The following is a 17252-nucleotide window of genomic DNA, read 5'->3' on the forward strand; positions in this document are numbered from 1 at the left end:
CCCCTCAAGCCTTGGCCGGAACGGCCTCGAACACTGCCGTCAGAATGCCCAGCCGTCCCTCCATGAGATTGCGCCCGAGATTGGTGGCGAAGTCGGCGAAACCCTGGCCCATGACGACCCCGAGATTGAGCAAAGGCGGCGGGCCGGAGGCACGGAGCTCGGCAAACCAGGCTTTCGCGGCAGCCGTATCGTCACGGCGGACGAGCGTGCCGAAGCCGGCGGCTTCGATTGCTTCGCAGGTCGCCTCGGCCGTCAGCAGGAAGCTTTCGCCCGGCGTCTTCGCCCAGGGCACCGGATAGTGCGGATCGCCACCATTCAGCACGACGTCGAATGTCGCGAATGTTCCGCCCGGCTTCAAAACGCGCCTGATCTCGCGGTAGAGCAACGGCCGGTCGGCGATGTTCATCGCCACATGCTGCAAGAGCGCGGCATCGAAACGGCTGTCTTCGAAAGGCAGCGCCAGAGCGCTGCCGGCTTCGAACGACACTTTGGCGTCTTGGCCGGTGCGCGTGGTCAGGTAACGCGCGGCCTCGACAAAAGGTTCGCTGAGATCGACGCCCACCACCTCGCAGCCATAGGTCTCGGCAAGAAACCGGGCAGGCCCGCCGACGCCCGATCCGACGTCGAGCACGGACATATCGGCATTGATGGCCGCCAGATTGGCGAGCTCCGCCGTCGCGGCCAGCCCGCGGGTATGGAACTGGTCGAGGGTCGCCAGCTGTTCGGGCTTCAGCCGCTGTTGCTCAGGCCCAAACACCGCCAGTGCGGTCTTCAATCGATCGGTCAAGCCGGTCGCGCGATAGTGATCGCGCACGCGATCGAGTTCATCAGTCATTGCCGTTTCCCTTCAGGCTTCCAAAGTCATGGAAGAAATACGGCCGCTTTCCGCGAACCACTATCCACGATAATGTCGATGGGTCATGAAGCAGAACTTCACAGTCAGGCACGGCGCGCTCGACGGCGTCGAAGCATTCCTGAGCGTCGCAAGGCATCGCAATTTCCGCAAGGCGGCAGCCGAGCTCGCCGTCACCCCGTCAGCGATCAGCCAGGCGATACGAACGCTCGAGGCGCGCATCGGCGCCCCGCTCTTCATCCGCACGACGCGCAGCGTCGGTCTCACTGAAGCCGGCGAGCGCTTTTTCGCCCGCGCCTGGCCCGCCTTCGAGGAACTGATCGCCGCGAGCGAGATCGCGCGGGGGATGGGCCAGCGGCCGGCGGGCCTCTTGCGCCTCTCGGTACCCCCGGCCGTGGTGCCGATGCTGCTGGAGCCGATGGTCGCCTCCTTCTGCCAGGCCTATCCTGAGATCGAGCTGGAGATCGTCGCCAGCGGCGAGCTCGCCGACCTCGCCGCCGAAGGATTCGACGCCGGCATCCGGATGGGCGATCTGATCGCGCCCGACATGGTCGCGGTCCGCCTGACGCCCTCCTTTCCGATGGTCGTCGTCGGCAGTCCGGATTACTTGCGCCGGCGCGCGGCGCCCGAGCGCATCGAGGACCTGCGCGACCATGCCTGCCTGCGCCTGCGCCGCTCGAATGGTTCGGTCGCGCCCTGGTCCTTTGTCGACGGCAACAAGTCCGTCGAGGCAATCGTATCGGGACCGCTCATCGCGCACGACTATCCGTCGCTGCTCGGCGCGGCGATCCAGGGTATCGGGCTGGCCCAGGTGCCTAGCCCGATCGCCGAAGCGCCGATAGCCGACGGGCGTCTGCAGGCGCTGCTCGGCCGCTTCGCAGTCACCACGCCGGGCGTTTTCCTCTATTATCCCGAAAGACACCAGGTGCTGCCCAAGCTGCGCGCTTTCATCGACCACATCAGGCAGCCGGGCGGCGCTGACGCTCCCCCGAAGCGATCGGGCAGGCGGCGGCAAAGCTGACGCTTCGAAGACCCGGTGAAGGCGGTTGAACCAGGCGACGAGCCGCATCGCCGACCAGAGCGGCTTCGGCGATGCCGGCCGCATGCGCCGCGCTTTCATGAGGAGCTTCGGCCAACTACCGCAAGCGATCCGGCGTGCGAGGGCGCGAAGGTAACGCCTTCTAGACCCTTATCCTTTGTGCCACGCAAGCATTCTACGGATCTCCTCGCGTTTTTCTTCCGACAGACCCGAGAGTAAGTCCTCGTCCAGATATCCTTGCCGGATGAGAGTTGCGAAAACGACGGTCAGTTGCGAATAGCGATAGTCGAACGTCCGATCCAAATCGCGACGTTGCTCCTTCAGATAGTCCTCGACCTCCCACATCTCGGAGGGTGTGGTCGCGGCGTTTGCCCGTCTTTTGAATTCGGCCATGATGCTGGCCAGTGCCCTCTCAAGAGCCTTGTCATATGCGGCGCGGGCAACTTTCTTTTCGGGGGCGACCAACTAAGCTCATTCAAGGTCATAGACATCTTCCACGAAGGACTCGGGCGGTGGATATTATCCTAACCGAGTCGCCTTTTCCGCTTCGCCGCCGCACCTTGGCGGAACACCGCACATGGCGGCCATCATTCTGCGGAACGAGCCGCGATCAGTGATCGAATACGTTCCGCATCGGCCGGCGTGACCGGATTGTAGACGATCATGCCGAGCTCCGGGCGGCCGTCGACCGCGAAGACCGAGAACTCCAGCTCGATCAGCCCGATTTCGGGATGCCGCAGACGCTTCACGCCTTCGCCATGCGCCGCAACGACGTCATTGTCGCGCCAGAGTGCCGCGAACTCGGGACTGGTCCTGGAAAGCTCCTCTACCAGTTCCGTGACCTCCGCGCCGGCTCCGGCGCGGACGGCGTCGGCCCTGAAGGATCCGACCACGAAACGCGCGACACTCTGCCAGTCGTCCTGCGCATGGCGCACGCGCGGGTTGCCGAACATCAGGCGCAGGATGTTGCGCTGCTCGCGCGGCAGCTTGGAATAGTCTGTCAGCATTGCCGCCGCGGCACGGTTCCAGGCCACCACATCCCATGTCGCGGTCTTGATGATCGCCGGACTGGGGTCCAAGGCATCGAGGACGCGCTGGAGGCGCGGCGTTACGCTGTCCACGCTCTTGTAGCGAACTTCCGGAGGCCGCCCGAGACCCAGCATAAACAAATGCTCGCGCTCGGGCTCGGTCAGCATCAGCCCGGTCGCGATGCGGTTCAGCACGTCGGCGGACGGCGCGCCGCCCCGCCCCTGCTCCAGCCAGGTGTACCAGGTCGGGCTGATATTGGCGCGCTGCGCCACTTCCTCGCGGCGCAACCCTTGTGTGCGCCGGCGACCCGTGGCGAAGCCGAAGGCGGCGGGATCGAGGCGCATGCGGCGATCTCGCAAAAAGGTGCCAAGCTTGTTGGACGTCTCGACGGACATTGCGATCCCGTTGACTATTATACCATGATAAAGTCACTACTTTAAGAGAATGATTTTAGCGCCAATAAGGCCTCCGAACAACCACAGGAGACCCTCCCATGCGTGTATTCCTTACCGGCGCGACCGGCTTCATCGGTTCCAGGATCGTGCCCGAACTTCTTGCAGCCGGCCATCAGGTGCTTGGCCTGACCCGCTCCGAAGCCGGCGCGCGGGCGCTTGTCGCCGCCGGTGCGGAGCCGCATCGCGGCGACCTCGAAGACCTCGACAGCCTGCGCGACGGCGCGGCGAAATCGGATGCGGTGATCCACACCGCCTTCGACCACAATTTCTCGAACTTCGCGGCGAATTGCGAGAAGGACAAACGCGTCATCGAAGCGCTGGGCGGCACGCTCGCCGGCTCGGACCGGCTGCTCATCATCACGTCGGGTGTAGGTATGGGATCCGCCGAACACGGACAGCCGGCGAGAGAAGATGTATTCAATACCGACCATCCCAATCCGCGCATCCTGTCGGAGCTTACCGGCGCGGCGATGGCGGAGAAGGGCGTCAAGGTGTCGGTGGTGCGGCTGCCGCAGGTGCATGACACGGTGAAGCAAGGCCTGATCACACCGCTGATCGCGCAGACGCGCGCCAAGGGCGTGTCGGCCTATCTTGGCGAGGGGCGCAACCGGTGGTCGGCGGCGCATGTGCTGGACGTCGCGAAGCTATACCGTCTGGTGCTGGACAAGCAGGAAGCCGGCGTTCGCTACAACGCCGTCGCCGAGGAAGGCATCCCGGTGCGCGAGATCGCGGAAGTGATCGGCGCCGGGCTCAACGTGCCGGTGGTCTCGCTCTCGCAGGAAGAGGCAGCGGACCATTTCGGATGGCTTGCCATGTTCGCCGGCCTCGACATGCCGGCGTCGAGCGAATGGACGCGCGCGCATCTCGGCTGGCAGCCGACCGGACCCGGCCTCATCGCCGACCTCGAGCGGATGGATTATTCGCAAGCCGCAGCGGCCTAGCCAACCTCGGCGGTTCAGCGACCCGGCTGGACCGCTGCTCGCTCTAGTCGAAGCAGATCCGACAGGCTGTCGGACTTCTCCACCTTGTCGGTAAGGTCGAGTCCGGACAGCAGGTCGACCAGATGGCTGTTCATCAGGGCGGCGGCGTCAGCGCTGTCGCCGGCTTCGATGGCGTCGACCAGCGCGTGATGAGCGTGCTTCTCGCAGGTGGCGTCGCGGCGCCTCCAGTAGAGTGCGATGATCAGCGAGGAGTGCGAGACGAGGTCGCGCACGAAATTGGTGAACACCGAATGCGCGGCGATCTCGGCGATGCCGACATGGAAGCGCGCCGACAGCATGATGGCGTCGCTGTCGCGGCCGGCTTGCAGCGCCTCGTGCTCCTTCTCCAGGTGTGACCGCAATTGCACGATATCGGACGGCACCGCCGTCCTGGCGGCGAGCGCGGCCACCTTGGGTTCGATCAGCGCCCTCGCCTCGAACACCTCCCGGGCCTCGATCTTTGACGGCTGCGCGACAAAGGCGCCGCGGTTGGGCTCCAGCCGCGCCAGCCGGTCATGGGCAAGGGCCTGCAGCGCGGACCGGACCACCGTGCGGCTCACCGAATAGATCGAGGCCAGCTCGTCTTCCGGCAATTTGGTGCCCGGCGCGAGACGGTGGCTGACGATGGCGTCCCTCAGCCCATAATAGATCGGCGACCAGCGCGCGGCCGGCTTGTCGTCCCGATCTTCTTCCTTGAGTACCGTCAACATGCTTTCAATGCGCGGGCCCGAAATGGCCCGATCTGCCCCCCAAATCGCCGGCAGCCCGTCCAATCTAGTATCGCTCGCGCGGCGGTCAATCCCACCTGTCCGGGCGCTGGCGGTCGTCCGGCAGCATGAAGCCGCCTAGGTGATCTCGACTTCCGGGGGCGACAATGGTGCGAACATGCCGGCGAACCGCTTGCCGCGCGGCGCGGCATAGCCGCCGATCTTCGATGTCCTCAATCCCACCTTGCACAAGCCCTCAGCCAGCGTGACGGCACAGACGACGCCATCGAGCACGGGGACCCCATGTTCTTCCGAAAGGCTGTTGGCAAGGTCGGCCATGCCGGCGCAGCCGAGCACGATGGCCTCGGCGTGATCCTCGCTTATGGCGCGGGCGATCTCCCGCGATATCCTGTGCCTTGCATTCGAGCCCGGGCGTTCGAGCTCAAGCACGGCGACCTCCGACGAGCGTACCTTGGCACAGCGCGAGGCGAGACCGTATTTCGCCAGATTGTGCTCGATCGCGGGTACCGACCGGGCAAGCGTCGTGACGACACTGAACTTGCCGGCGATCAGGCTCGCCATATGGAACGCGGCCTCGCCGATGCCGATGACGGGGGCTCCGCTGGCACAGCGCGCCGCGTCGAGCCCGGTGTCGTCGAAACAGGCAATCACATAGGCATCGGCTGCCGGCGCCTTGCGCATCTCGGCAATGATGCCCGGCACGGCGAAGACCTCGTCGAAGTAGCCCTCGATACTTGGGGGACCGTCGGCCGGATTGACCGCCATGATTTCGGTTCCCGCGGAAGCGACGCTTTTCGCGGCCTCGCCGATCTTGGCGGTCATCGAGGCGGTCGTGTTGGGGTTGATGACGAGAATGCGCATTGAAATCAGCCTCAGATCTCTCCGCCGAGATAAAGACGCTTGACCCGGTCGTCGGTCAGCAATTCGGCGGAGTTGCCGCTCAATGCGACACTGCCGGTGGTCAGCGCGTAGGCGCGCTGCGAGATACGCAGCGCCATTTGCGAATTCTGCTCGACCAGGAGCACGCTGACCTTCTCGTCGCGATTGATCGCGACGATGGAGCGGGCGATGTCCTGAACAAGTTTTGGCGCGACGCCGAGCGACGGCTCGTCGAGCAGCAGAAGCTTCGGCTTCGCCATCAGCGCGCGGCCGATGACAAGCATCTGCTGTTCGCCGCCGCTCATTGTGCCGGCGGCCTGCGAGAAGCGCTCCTTCAGTCGCGGAAAGCGCCCAAGCACCATCTCCATCGACGCGGCGATCTCGGTTTTGCTGGTGCGGGTGAAGGCGCCCATCAGGAGGTTGTCCCTGACCGACATGAAGGGGAAGACGCGGCGCCCTTCCGGCACCATGGCGATGCCCATCTTGACGATCTCGTCGGGGGCGGCGCCGTCGATGCGCTTGCCGCCGTAATGGATCTCGCCTGACCTGATCTTGCGCAAGCCGGTGATGGCGCGAAGGATCGACGACTTGCCGGCGCCGTTGGCGCCGATCAGCGCGACAGTCTCGCCCTCGTTGACCTCGAGCGAGACGCCTTTCAGCGCATAGACATGATCGTAGTAGAGCTCGACATTGGCGAAGTTTAGGATCTGGTTCATAGGCCGATCGCCTCGTCTTCGCTGCCCAGGTAGGCTTCGATCACCTTCTCGTTCGCCTGGATTTCCGACGGCGTTCCCTCGGCGATCTTCTGCCCGAAATTGAGGACCACGATGCGGTCCGAGATCTTCATCACGGCCGGCATATCGTGTTCGACGAGCAGGATGGTGAGGCCGAGATCGCGCAGGCGCCGCACCATCGCCACCATGCGCATCGTCTCGTCGTGGTTCATGCCGGCGAAGGGCTCGTCGAGCAGCAGGATCGAAGGATCGGTGGCAAGGCCGATGGCGATGCCCAGCGCCCGTAAATGGCCGTGCGGCAGGTTGCGGGCGATCTCGTTGGCAAGCGAGGAGAGGCCGAGCAGCGCCAGGATTTCGTCGGCGGAGGCGCCGAAGGCCACCTCGTCGGCCTTCGCCGCGCCGGTGCCGAGAAAGAAGCCGAGAAGGCTCGCCTTCGAGCGCAGGTGATGCGCGATGACGACGTTGTCGCGCACGCTCATGTTCTTGAAGATCGTCGTTTCCTGGAAGGTGCGCACGACGCCCTTGCGGGCGGCGATATGCGGCGCCATGCCGGAGATGCGTTCGCCCTTCAGGCGCACCTCGCCCGATGTCGGCCTGAGGAACGACGAGATCAACTTGAACAGCGTCGACTTGCCGGCGCCGTTCGGACCGATGACCGACAGGATCTCTTTCTCGCGCACCGAGAAGGAGATGTTATTGACCGCGACCAGACCGCCGAAGCGCTTGGTGATACCGGAGACTTCGAGCATCTCGGCCATGGCTCAAGCCTTTTTCCGGATCGAAGCCGCGAGGCTGAGCAGGCCATTGGGCAGCACCAGCATCAGAACGATCATCAGGCCGGAATAGATGAGCAGTTGGAACCGGCCGGTCTGGAACAAGAGGTCCCAGCCGAAATAGAGCACGAGGGTGCCGAGCATCGGCCCGAACACATAGCCGAGGCCGCCGAGGAAACAGTTCAGCATGAAGTTGACGGAATCGGTGACCGTGAAGCTCGACGGATAGATCGATTGCGAGATGGCGGCGAAGATGGCGCCGGCCACACCGCCGAAGAAGGACGACACGGCATAGGCGATGATGCGCAGATAAGCGATGTTGACGCCGATCGAGGAGGCCAGTTCCTCATTCTGCTGCAGCGACTGGCAAAGCTTGCCGATGCGCGAATTGACCAGCCGGTACATGACCCCGAAGCAGACCACCATCAGCGTGACCGCCAGGAGATAGAAGGCAAGCCGCGAATTCTGCAGCGTGGCGAAATCCGGAATGATGGTCAGGCCGAAGACCGACAGCGCGCCGGGCAGCGGGATGCTGACGATGCCCTTGGCGCCGTTGGTGATCGGCAGCGCCAGCGCGAGCAGCCGCGCCACCTCGGTCAGCACCAGCGTGACCATGGCGAAGTAAACGCCACGCAGCCGCAGGATCGGCAGGCCGATCAGCACGCTCGCAGCGGCGCAAAAAAGTCCGGCTACCGGCAAGGTCAACCAGAACGACCAGCCATAGTTCATCACCAGTATGGCCGAGACATAGCCGCCCATCAGCGCGTAGGCGCCCTGGCCGATGTTGATGCGGCCGATGTAGAAGGTGAGCCAGACACCGGCGCTGGCGATGCTGAGCAACGCCACCGAAGTCAACGTGTAATAGAGGTCGAAGCGGCCGCTTGCCGAGATCGTGGCCGGCACGGCGATGAAGACGATCGCCAGGAAGGCCGCGACCGACGCGATCTTCATGTTGCGATTGCGGGTCATGGCGCCATCAACCCCACGGCTTGCCCATCAGCCCGTTGGGGCGGATCGACAGGAACACCATCAGGGCGGCGAAGATGACAAGATAGGTGATGTCGCCATATTCGCGCAGCACGGTGAGGCCGACCGACTCCATCATGCCGAGAATGAAGCCGCCGGCGATGGCCCCGCCGACGACGCCGGCGCCGCCGATCATCACCATCAGGAAGGCTTTGATGGAGATCGGCCCGCCAATGCCGGAATTGACGCCGGTGATCGTGACCAGCAGCCCGCCGACGACACCCGCTAGCATGGCGCCCATCGCGAAACCGATCATCGAATAGCGGTCGACGCGGACGCCCATCAGCTGGGCCGCGACGCGGTCCTGGGCAAGCGCGCGCATGGCGCGCCCGACCCGGCTGTACTGCATATAGAGCACGAAGGCTGCGATGAAGACGATCGCCAGCACGCCGACGACCATGCGATCGTAAGGCATGATGATGCCGGCGTCGTTGAAGACGCCCTTGACGATCTTGGGAACGCCACGCTGTTTTTCGCCGAACAGAAGCAGGATGACGGCGTCGAAGAAAAAGGCCGTCGCGGCGGCGAGCAGCATGGTGCTCTCCTCGCGATGGCTGCGCCTGATGACGGTGCGGAAGAGGAATTTCTCCATCAGCGCGCCGATGACGGCGAGCGTGACGCCGGAGGCGAGCAGCGCCACCACGAAAGGCAGGCCGAGCTGGCCGTAGACGGTGTAGGTGATGAACCCGCCCAACACATACATCTGCCCGTGGGCGAAATTGAGCACGTTCATCAGGGCGAAGATCAGGGTCAAGCCCAGCGCGATCAGCGCGTATTGGGCACCGAGATACAATCCGTTGGCGATGACCTGTTCCATGGATACCTTCGATCTTCCGCGGGGTCCGACCTGTCGGACCCCGCGGCAAGCTTGAGGAAACGACGCTCGAAGGTGCGCTAGTCGACGGAGCCGACGAACAAGGTCTGGAAAGCGCCATCCTTATATTCGTTGACCACCATCGGCACCGAAAGCTGGCGCTTCTGGCCGAAGGACGTCATGCCGACATAGCTGAGTTTCGCGTCGCCCTTCAGGAAGGGATTGGGCGCCGAGAAAGTGTCCATGGTCTTCTTGAATTCAGCGACGTCGTTGATGGCCGCCGGATTGGCCTTTAAGGTCTCGATGATGTATTCGAGCGCATAGACTTTGGTGTTGGACTCGTCGTTGTATTCGCCGAACATCTTGGTGTAGCGGGCGACGAATTCCTTCATCACGTCCGAGGCGATCTCCGGCGTGGAGGCGCCGCCGACGGAAATGAATCCATTGGCGTATTCGCCGGCGCCCTCTTCCAGGACCTTGGCGTCCTGCGCGGTTTCCGTCGAGATCAGGCCTTCATAGCCAAGCTCGCGGGCGGCGCGGATGAGCAGCGGCGCGTTGGCCGGCGCCACGCCGGACAGGACGAGCAGGTCGGGCTTCAAGGCGACGATCGGCGTCAGCACCGGCGTGAAGTCGCGGGTATCGTTCTGGTAGGTGTCGTTCTGGGCGACGACTTCCAGTCCAAGTGCCTTCGCCGCCTCGACGCCGCTGTCGCGCTGGCTGAGCGGGTCGGATTCGTTCGCGGCGACAAAGGCGATCTTCTTAACGCCTTTGTTTTCCTTGAGATATTTGTAGATCGCCGGACCGGACTGGTAGTTGGCGATCATGCCGAGCACCGCATTCGAGGCCGGCTTCTGGTAGAGCGCCTTGGGGAAGGCGTAGGGAAAATAGATGATCCCATTGGCCTCAGCGACGGGGCGCACCGCGGCGGCGCCGTCATCGACATTCGGGCCGACGACATAGTGGACGCCTTCCTGCGCCATCTTCTCCATGCCGGCGATGGCGCGCTTGGGATCCTTCTGGTCGTCGAAGGTGACGATGTTGATGTTGTAGGTGTCATTGCCGATCTTGACGCCACCGGTTTCGTTGATCCAGGCGGCGCGGGTCTGCATCGAGCGCACGTTCGACGTGCCCCAGGCGGCAGCAGGGCCGCTGGTAACGCCAACGAAGCCGATCTTCAGTTGCTTGTTTTCAGCCTGCGCGGACGAAATGCCGAGAGCGGCAAGCGCCAGGGTCGAGACGGCGCCGAGCGCCATTGATTTCAGAGTCGAGCGACGGTTGATCATAGCTTCAGTTCCCCTTGGTATCGCGCTTTGTGTTTTGCTCGTAGGCTGCGCGTATAGCGTAAGGGAAACCGGCCGGGGCTGATTGTCAACATCTTTCTTTATTATTGTATACAATATCTGGATCGACTGTGTGCGATGACCCGCAGACCCGTGAGAAGATCGGCATTCCCCCGAGGTCGGCATTCAATGGAGGCCGTATCCGGCCAACCACGGCCACCCGGCGAGTCGGATAAGATCGCGGAGACCATAAACGCAAGAGGGGTCGAGGCTTATCGAAAACGTCCCCGAGGGGACGCCACACCGGGAATCCTACTTCCCGCAATAGTTATCGTTGATGTCGTTCACCGCATTCGCGTCCGGTCCGACGCGGTGATACCCGCAGGCGCCCGCCCCCGTGGTGGTCATCTGCTGATCGTAATAGCGCGGACCGCCGAATAGCGTCTCGATGATGTCGTCTCTGGCCGGAACATAACGCTCCTGTTGGACAACGTGGTAGCGATGCTGTTCGCCCGCGGCAGCCGGTCCCGCCATCATGGCCGCAGTGACAAGCATGAGCGCGGCGATTGCAGAATATTTCGTCATAGCAGCGACCTTCCGGGTAGCGACCTTCTGGCAATTTGATTTGCAGCATATCCAAAAATTGCCAGCGGAGCAAAAGTTCCCATAGCTTCTGTCAGCACCGCTAATGCTCGACAGAGCGACAGATCTACAGGTCGCCTAGAATCTGTCGACTACTATCGATGGCCTGGATTCGCTGGATTGTCCTCTGCTATCCGATACTACTTCACCATACTCGCCTTAACTCGATTGTCTCTATGCATTGTAACGCGCTGATTATGAGCGCCCCCTGACGGACCGTCACAGCTGCATTCGGTCGGACTTTGCGAAGCGCATGAACATGAACGTCGTTGTCGACGATCTGCGCGCCCATTCATTTCTTCTTGAACTCAAACAGTTCAACCAGATTGCCCGACGGATCTTCCAGAAGTCTGGCGCGACCGGCTCCCGCCTCGCTGATTTCTCCTTTGAATTTGGCGCCTGCATCGTTCAACCGGCCGACGAGGGCGTCTATGTCTTTTGTGACGATCATGAACCGGTTCCATCCGCCCGGCTCTGGTTTGCCGCCAGCAGTTCCTCCACTGCCTGCCCCCGGAGCGCTAAGGTAAAGCGTGAGATCATCGCGAATGAGCGCTGCGAACTTGCCAGGGTTGTGCATGTCAACCTTGAACTCGAGTTTATCGCGATAGAAAGCGACCGAACTGTCAACGTCTGTCACAATGTATCGGATGGATGCCATGGCCCGTGCTCCTTTCACCGTAGAAAGTGAACCGGCCAATGGGAATGTGGTTCCTTGGCATTGGGGATCACGGCCAACAGTCGGCCGGCCGACTGATGAGAACACGACCTAGCTTTCTACGGCCTGCGGAGCCGCGTCGCTGATTTATCGCTGGCCTCCAATTCGCTTACTCTGCTACCCCATGCTACTCCACGGTACTCGCTGTCATTCAACTCGATGTTCTAAGGGATGGTAACGAATTGAGTTCCAAGCGCGAAATCTTTTGCACGTGAAGGAGAACCGTCTCCGCGATCCGTCAGAGATTTTCGATCGTGATTTCCAAAAGAATTTCGCCAGTCGAAAGCTGCTTGGTTTCAGCAACTATCGGCATCAATTGGTCAATCTTGCTTGCCCACCGTCGCGAGTTGGGCTGCGCATCACCGACAGATAGGCATAGCCGCTCCCGAATAGAAGAAGTCAATCTGCTTCATTCCCTCCGCCTTCGCCCATCTGGTTGCCGGCGCTCGGCCAACTCGGCCACAAACCAATCCCTGAGTCGGTGACAGGGAAGATGAGTCTCCCGGAAGTAAGCCTGCCGCTCTCGTCACTCCTGAGCGGGGCCGTCATCTCAGATCGACCGAGGATACCAGCCCGGCTTGCTTCTTAGAGGTATGCTGGTATAACATGTAGATGGTATGGTGTCTTCGGGAGAGGCGCCGTAGGGAAATGTAAGAAGGCCGACCGTGTGGCGGTGTAATTGGGAGGAAGTATCATGAAGTCTGCAGTTGTTGCGGCGCTCGCCGGCGCCGCGTTTGCCAGCGTTTCGGTTGCGCCGGCCATGGCGTCGCCCGACGCGCCGGTTATCGCGCTGGCCAACGCCTATTATGGTAATACGTGGCGCCATCAGATGGTGGAAGCATTTGAGGCTTCGGCCAAGGAGGCCAAAGCCAAAGGGCAGATCGCCGATTACATCATCATGAACGGCGATGGGTCGGTGGCACAGCAGAACAGCCAGATTGCCGAACTGATCCTGAAGAGGGTGGATGTGCTCGCCGTCGATGCTGCTTCCGAGACCGCAGTCAACGGTGTCATCGAGAAGGCCTGCAAGGCCGGCATAATCGTCATCTCCTTCGACTCGGTTGCTTCGGCGCCATGCAACTACCAGCTCAATTTCGACTTCAAGGGCTACAAAGCAGCCCAGGCTGAGGCCGTCTTCAAGATGCTCGGCGGCAAGGGCAACGTCATTCAGGTACGCGGCGTGAAGGGCTCGGCGCCCGATAACGACATGTTCAACGCACAGCAGTCGGTGCTGGCCAAATATCCCAACATCAAGGTGGTGGCCACGGTCTACGGCCAGGCAACGGCCTCTGTGGCGCAGTCGGCCATCGCCAATGTCCTGCCATCCCTGCCCCATGTCGACGCGGTGCTTGGCCAGGGCGGCAGCGACGATGTCGGCATCACACAGGCCTTCATCCAGTATGGCGGCGAGTACAAGAACAAGATGCCGATCATCGAAGGCGGCGGCGGCACCGATTTCGTCAAGTGGTGGGCTGAGGAGAATGCCAAGAACGGTTACCAGACGGTGTCGATGAACACCACGCCGGGCATTGGCGGCGCCGCATTCTGGCTTGGCCTGTCGCTGCTGAAAGGTGCCAAGGCGCCCAAGCTGATGATCATGCCGGTGGCAACGGTCAATGCCAGCAACCTCAAGGACTATTCGAAGCTGCCGGGCGGCCAGATCATCAGCCCGAGTTATTCGCTGGACTGGGTCAAGCAGAACCTGCTCAGCAAATAAGGCTGTCAGGCGACTTCGATCGGGCGTCAGCGAAAGGCGCGCCCGATCTAGCCTTGAAGAAAGCGGAGGACGAATGTCCCACCCTGCCCTTGCCGGTCAGGACGCCGCATCAGCGACGCATGCGGCTTTTGCCAGGCCAAGTGTGGTTTCGCTTAGCGGGATCACCAAGAGTTTTGGACCGACACTCGCCAATGCAGGAATTGATCTTACCGTCTGCGCAGGCGACGTGATCGGGCTGGTCGGTGGCAACGGGGCCGGAAAATCGACGCTGATGCGCATCCTGTGTGGCGCGATGTGGCCGACGCTCGGCTCGATTTCCTTTGCCGGGACAGAGGTGGCTTTCGCCGGCTACGACACCGGCGAAGCGCAGCGGCGCGGCATCCGCATGGTGCACCAGGAGCTATCGCTGTGCGCCAACCTGTCCGTCGCCGAGAATTTTTTCCTGGAAACCCCAGGCGACTCGGCAAGCCGCCCGGGCTGGCGTGCGCTCTACCGCACCCGCGCCCGCGCGGCGCTCGATGCCGTCTTCCCCGGCAACGGCATCAGTGCCGACGCCGAGGTCGGACACCTCACCATCGCCGAACGACAGATGGTGGAGATAGCGCGCGCTGCGGCGACCCCCGGCGTCAAACTCATCGTGCTGGACGAGCCGACGTCGTCACTCGATCTCGATCGCTCGAAGCAGTTGAGGGCCTTTGTTCGCGAAAAAGCAAAAGCCGGACTGTCCTTTATCTTCATCAGCCACAAGCTGCAGGAGATCATCGACATCGCCACGCAGGTGATGGTGTTGCGCAACGGTCGCACCGCCTGGCAGGGCCATGCCGCGGACGCCTCGACAGGACGGCTTGTGCAACTGATGGGCGGCGACACCGATCCGGTCCACCAGCACACAGTGTCCACCGCATCCTCGCAGGATGTGCTGGTGCGGCTCTCCGGGCCGCTGACGTCCGGGCTCGGCCATGACGTCGAAATCGTGCGCGGCGAGATCGTGGGACTCGCAGGTCTCGAAGGCTCCGGGCAGAAGGAATTGCTGCACGCGATCTTCAAACCCGACCGGAAGCAACACGCGCCCGTCACCAGGCATGCGGACGCGGCTTTCATCGCCGGCGATCGACAGAAGGAAGGCGTGTTCCCGCTGTGGAGCGTGCTTGGAAACATCAGCATCGGCGCGGTTGTCCGTCGTTCGGCGCTTGGCGTCGTTTCCGACAAAGCCAACCACGCCAAGGCCTCGGGCGCCGCCAGCCGCCTGCGGCTCGACGACAGGCGCTTCCAGTCCAACATCACCGAGCTCAGCGGCGGCAACCAGCAGAAGGCGCTGGTGGCGCGGGCTCTGGTGGCCGACACGCCGATCGTTCTGCTCGACGATCCGACGCGGGGCGTCGACATCGCCACCAAGCAGGACTTCTATCGCCTCTGCAATGAGGTCGCGCGCGGCGGCCGCGTGCTGGTCTGGCACACGACCGAAGACACCGAATTGCTGGCCTGCGACCGCGTGTTGGTGTTCTCCGGCGGCCGGATCGTGAAGGAATTGCGAGGCGACGCAATCACCGAGTCGGCGATCGTCGGGGCCTCCTTCGTACAGGAGACGGATAAACGGGCAAGCATCGCGCGAAGCCAGACCGCAACGGCCGGGCTCGGTCGCAAGCTGGTCAACGCTGCGCCATTCATTGGGCTTGCCGCAGTGCTCGCCATCATGATCGCCATCAATCCGGCGGTCGCCTCGACTTTCGGGGTCGATCTGTTGCTGATGCCAGCATTGTCGCTGGTGTTGGTAACGGCTGCGCAGATGCTCATCGTCGGCGGCAGCGAGATCGATCTCGGCGTCGGCGCCTTCGCCGGACTGGTTAGTGTGCTCAGCGCCACCCTGCTCTACGATCAGCCATGGCTTGGCGCGCTGACGTTGGCGGCGGCCGTTGCTGCCTATGCCGGGCTTGGCGGGCTTATTCAAGCGCGCAAGATCCCCGCGATCGTGGTCACGCTCGGCGCGTCCTTCATCTGGGTAGGAATAGGCTATGCCCTGCAACCTACGCCGGGCGGCACGAGTCCGGATTGGCTGTCGAGCCTTTTCAACTGGTCGGTCGGCTTCGTGCCAACTTCGATCATCCTCATCGCGGCTGTGGCGCTGATCATACTGACCATCGACCGGTTGCCGCTTGGCGTGGTGTTGCGCGGGTTCGGCAACAATCCCGCGGCGATGATACGGTCGGGATGGTCGCCGACGCGCTATGCGCTGGTGCGCTATCTCATCGCCGGATTGTTCGCTGCCGCCGCCGGTCTATCGCTGACGGCCATCAACACTGCAAGCGACATCAATTCGGGCAATTCATACACGCTTCTCAGCGTCGCCGCGGTCGTGATGGGCGGCTGCTCGCTTCTCGGGGGGATCATCTCGCCGGTCGGCGCCGTCGCCGGCGCGGTGACGCTGTCGCTGATCGGTGCGTTGCTCGGCACGCTGAGCGTCAGCAGCGACTACAACGCCGCCACGCAAGGGCTGATCCTGATCGCGTTGCTGACGCTGCGCAGCCTGACCGCCGATCGCAGGAGCGAGCAATGAACGCACTCGCCGGCTTCGGCATCTGGGCGCAGCGGAACCGCTGGGTGTGGTCGGCGATCGGAGTGCTGTTTTTGTGGCTGCTGCTTTCCTTCGTGACCAGCCGCTTCAGCCTGTCCAGCCTGTCGGGCGTCATGCTGTCCGCATCGTTCCTAACGGTTGTCGGCATCGGCCAGATGTTCGTGGTGACCACCGGGCGCGGCAACATCGACCTGTCCGTGGCGTCGGTGATCACGCTCAGCGCGTTCGTAGCGCTGCTCACCGTCAAAGGTCAGGATGCGAACCTCGCCATTGGCGTTGTCATCGCCATCGTGCTTGGCCTTGCGATCGGAGCGCTCAATTCACTGCTTGTCGTCGTGCTTGGCATTCCAGCAATCATCGCAACGCTCGCGACCGGCTATGTGCTTGCGACCGCGACGCTGCTGTCGAACAAAGCGATACCGGGCTTTGCGGTGAGCCCTGCTCTCAAGGATGTTGCGACGGGACGCATCGGCGATGTGCCGATCATGGCTATAGTGGCCATCCTGGGCGTAGCCACAACGTCGTTCGTGCTGCGCTACACCGTGTTCGGACAGCTCCTCTCGGCAGTCGGCCAGAACCGAGCCGCAGCGCGGCTTGCCGGAATCCGCAACGGACCGGTGATCGCATCAGCCTTCGTGATCTCCTCGGTGCTGGCTTCACTCGATGGCCTGCTGCTCGGCGCCTATATTGGCGGAGCCTTCCTCGAGATGGGCCAGCCCTATCTGTTGCAATCGATCGCAGCAGTTGTGCTCGGCGGGACATTGATCTTCGGGGGCGCGGCGACCGCTCTCGGCACGCTCTTTGCCAGCGTCCTGCTCATCCTGATCGTCACCACCATGCAGATCATCGGCCTGCCACCTGGCGTTCAGGACATCGTGCAGGGCATCGTTGTCATCTTCGTGCTGGCCCTGGCGGGTCGGCAGGCATTGGCGCGGCGCGCATCCGTCGATTCCGCTGAGAGCGAGCAGACCTCGGCGAAGACAGCGGTTGGGGCCGCGCCGACCCGACCCGAATAA

17 protein-coding genes are annotated in these 17252 nt (G+C 62.7%); 5 read left to right on the forward strand and 12 right to left on the reverse strand.

The window, feature by feature from the left end; translation table 11 throughout:
• Positions 1-4: 4 nt before the first annotated feature.
• Positions 5-835, reverse strand: coding sequence for a class I SAM-dependent methyltransferase (locus LB528_RS17600; protein ID WP_224715721.1), 831 nt, complete (start codon positions 833-835; stop codon positions 5-7).
• A gap of 85 nt (positions 836-920) precedes the next feature.
• On the opposite strand from LB528_RS17600, the gene LB528_RS17605 reads away from it, so the two are divergent.
• Positions 921-1874, forward strand: a complete 954-nt coding sequence (locus LB528_RS17605) for a LysR family transcriptional regulator (RefSeq protein ID WP_224715722.1) — start codon at positions 921-923, stop codon at positions 1872-1874.
• Positions 1875-2042: 168 nt separating this feature from the next.
• On the opposite strand, the gene LB528_RS17615 is transcribed toward LB528_RS17605, so the two are convergent.
• Together LB528_RS17615 and LB528_RS17620 are read right to left on the reverse strand one after the other, a co-directional pair.
• Entirely contained in the window at positions 2043-2357 is a 315-nt protein-coding gene (locus LB528_RS17615) for a hypothetical protein (protein ID WP_224715723.1), read from the reverse strand.
• A gap of 122 nt (positions 2358-2479) precedes the next feature.
• Entirely contained in the window at positions 2480-3316 is an 837-nt protein-coding gene (locus tag LB528_RS17620; protein ID WP_224715724.1) for a helix-turn-helix transcriptional regulator, read from the reverse strand.
• A 98-nt stretch (positions 3317-3414) separates the two neighbouring features.
• Here LB528_RS17620 and LB528_RS17625 point away from each other — a divergent pair, with 98 nt between their 5' ends.
• The gene (locus LB528_RS17625; RefSeq protein WP_224715725.1) at positions 3415-4317 is read left to right on the forward strand and encodes an SDR family oxidoreductase; all 903 of its coding nucleotides are present in this window, start codon (positions 3415-3417) and stop codon (positions 4315-4317) included.
• Positions 4318-4331: 14 nt separating this feature from the next.
• Here the strand turns inward: LB528_RS17625 and LB528_RS17630 are convergent, their stop codons facing one another.
• From LB528_RS17630 to LB528_RS17670, 9 genes are all read right to left on the reverse strand, one after another.
• Positions 4332-5066 carry a GntR family transcriptional regulator gene (locus LB528_RS17630; protein ID WP_224715726.1) on the reverse strand — a complete coding sequence of 245 codons (735 nt, stop codon included), beginning with the start codon at positions 5064-5066 and terminating at the stop codon, positions 4332-4334.
• Between the two features lie 135 nt (positions 5067-5201).
• The gene (locus LB528_RS17635; protein WP_224715727.1) at positions 5202-5945 is read right to left on the reverse strand and encodes an aspartate/glutamate racemase family protein; all 744 of its coding nucleotides are present in this window, start codon (positions 5943-5945) and stop codon (positions 5202-5204) included.
• An 11-nt stretch (positions 5946-5956) separates the two neighbouring features.
• Positions 5957-6679 carry an ABC transporter ATP-binding protein gene (locus LB528_RS17640; RefSeq protein ID WP_224715728.1) on the reverse strand — a complete coding sequence of 241 codons (723 nt, stop codon included), beginning with the start codon at positions 6677-6679 and terminating at the stop codon, positions 5957-5959.
• Entirely contained in the window at positions 6676-7455 is a 780-nt protein-coding gene (locus LB528_RS17645; RefSeq protein WP_224715729.1) for an ABC transporter ATP-binding protein, read from the reverse strand. Before LB528_RS17645 ends, LB528_RS17640 begins: the two co-directional genes overlap by 4 nt.
• A 3-nt stretch (positions 7456-7458) precedes the next feature.
• Positions 7459-8439, reverse strand: a complete 981-nt coding sequence (locus tag LB528_RS17650) for a branched-chain amino acid ABC transporter permease (RefSeq protein WP_224715730.1) — start codon at positions 8437-8439, stop codon at positions 7459-7461.
• 7 nt (positions 8440-8446) lie between these two features.
• Positions 8447-9313 carry a branched-chain amino acid ABC transporter permease gene (locus LB528_RS17655; protein ID WP_224715731.1) on the reverse strand — a complete coding sequence of 289 codons (867 nt, stop codon included), beginning with the start codon at positions 9311-9313 and terminating at the stop codon, positions 8447-8449.
• A 77-nt stretch (positions 9314-9390) separates the two neighbouring features.
• Positions 9391-10593: an ABC transporter substrate-binding protein gene (locus tag LB528_RS17660; RefSeq protein ID WP_224715732.1), complete on the reverse strand. Its 1203-nt coding sequence runs from the start codon at positions 10591-10593 to the stop codon at positions 9391-9393.
• A 309-nt stretch (positions 10594-10902) separates the two neighbouring features.
• Entirely contained in the window at positions 10903-11175 is a 273-nt protein-coding gene (locus LB528_RS17665; RefSeq protein WP_224715733.1) for a hypothetical protein, read from the reverse strand.
• A gap of 349 nt (positions 11176-11524) precedes the next feature.
• Positions 11525-11890: a VOC family protein gene (locus tag LB528_RS17670; RefSeq protein WP_224715734.1), complete on the reverse strand. Its 366-nt coding sequence runs from the start codon at positions 11888-11890 to the stop codon at positions 11525-11527.
• 751 nt (positions 11891-12641) lie between these two features.
• On the opposite strand from LB528_RS17670, the gene LB528_RS17675 reads away from it, so the two are divergent.
• From LB528_RS17675 to LB528_RS17685, 3 genes are all read left to right on the forward strand, one after another.
• Positions 12642-13664, forward strand: coding sequence for an ABC transporter substrate-binding protein (locus LB528_RS17675; RefSeq protein ID WP_224517837.1), 1023 nt, complete (start codon positions 12642-12644; stop codon positions 13662-13664).
• 73 nt (positions 13665-13737) lie between these two features.
• Complete coding sequence (locus LB528_RS17680) at positions 13738-16218, forward strand: ATP-binding cassette domain-containing protein (protein WP_224715735.1); 2481 nt, start codon at positions 13738-13740, stop codon at positions 16216-16218.
• Positions 16215-17252 carry an ABC transporter permease gene (locus LB528_RS17685; protein ID WP_224715736.1) on the forward strand — a complete coding sequence of 346 codons (1038 nt, stop codon included), beginning with the start codon at positions 16215-16217 and terminating at the stop codon, positions 17250-17252. The genes LB528_RS17680 and LB528_RS17685 overlap by 4 nt, the downstream gene beginning before the upstream one ends.

This window comes from Mesorhizobium sp. CA4 (assembly GCF_020165075.1).
Classification (GTDB): domain Bacteria; phylum Pseudomonadota; class Alphaproteobacteria; order Rhizobiales; family Rhizobiaceae; genus Mesorhizobium.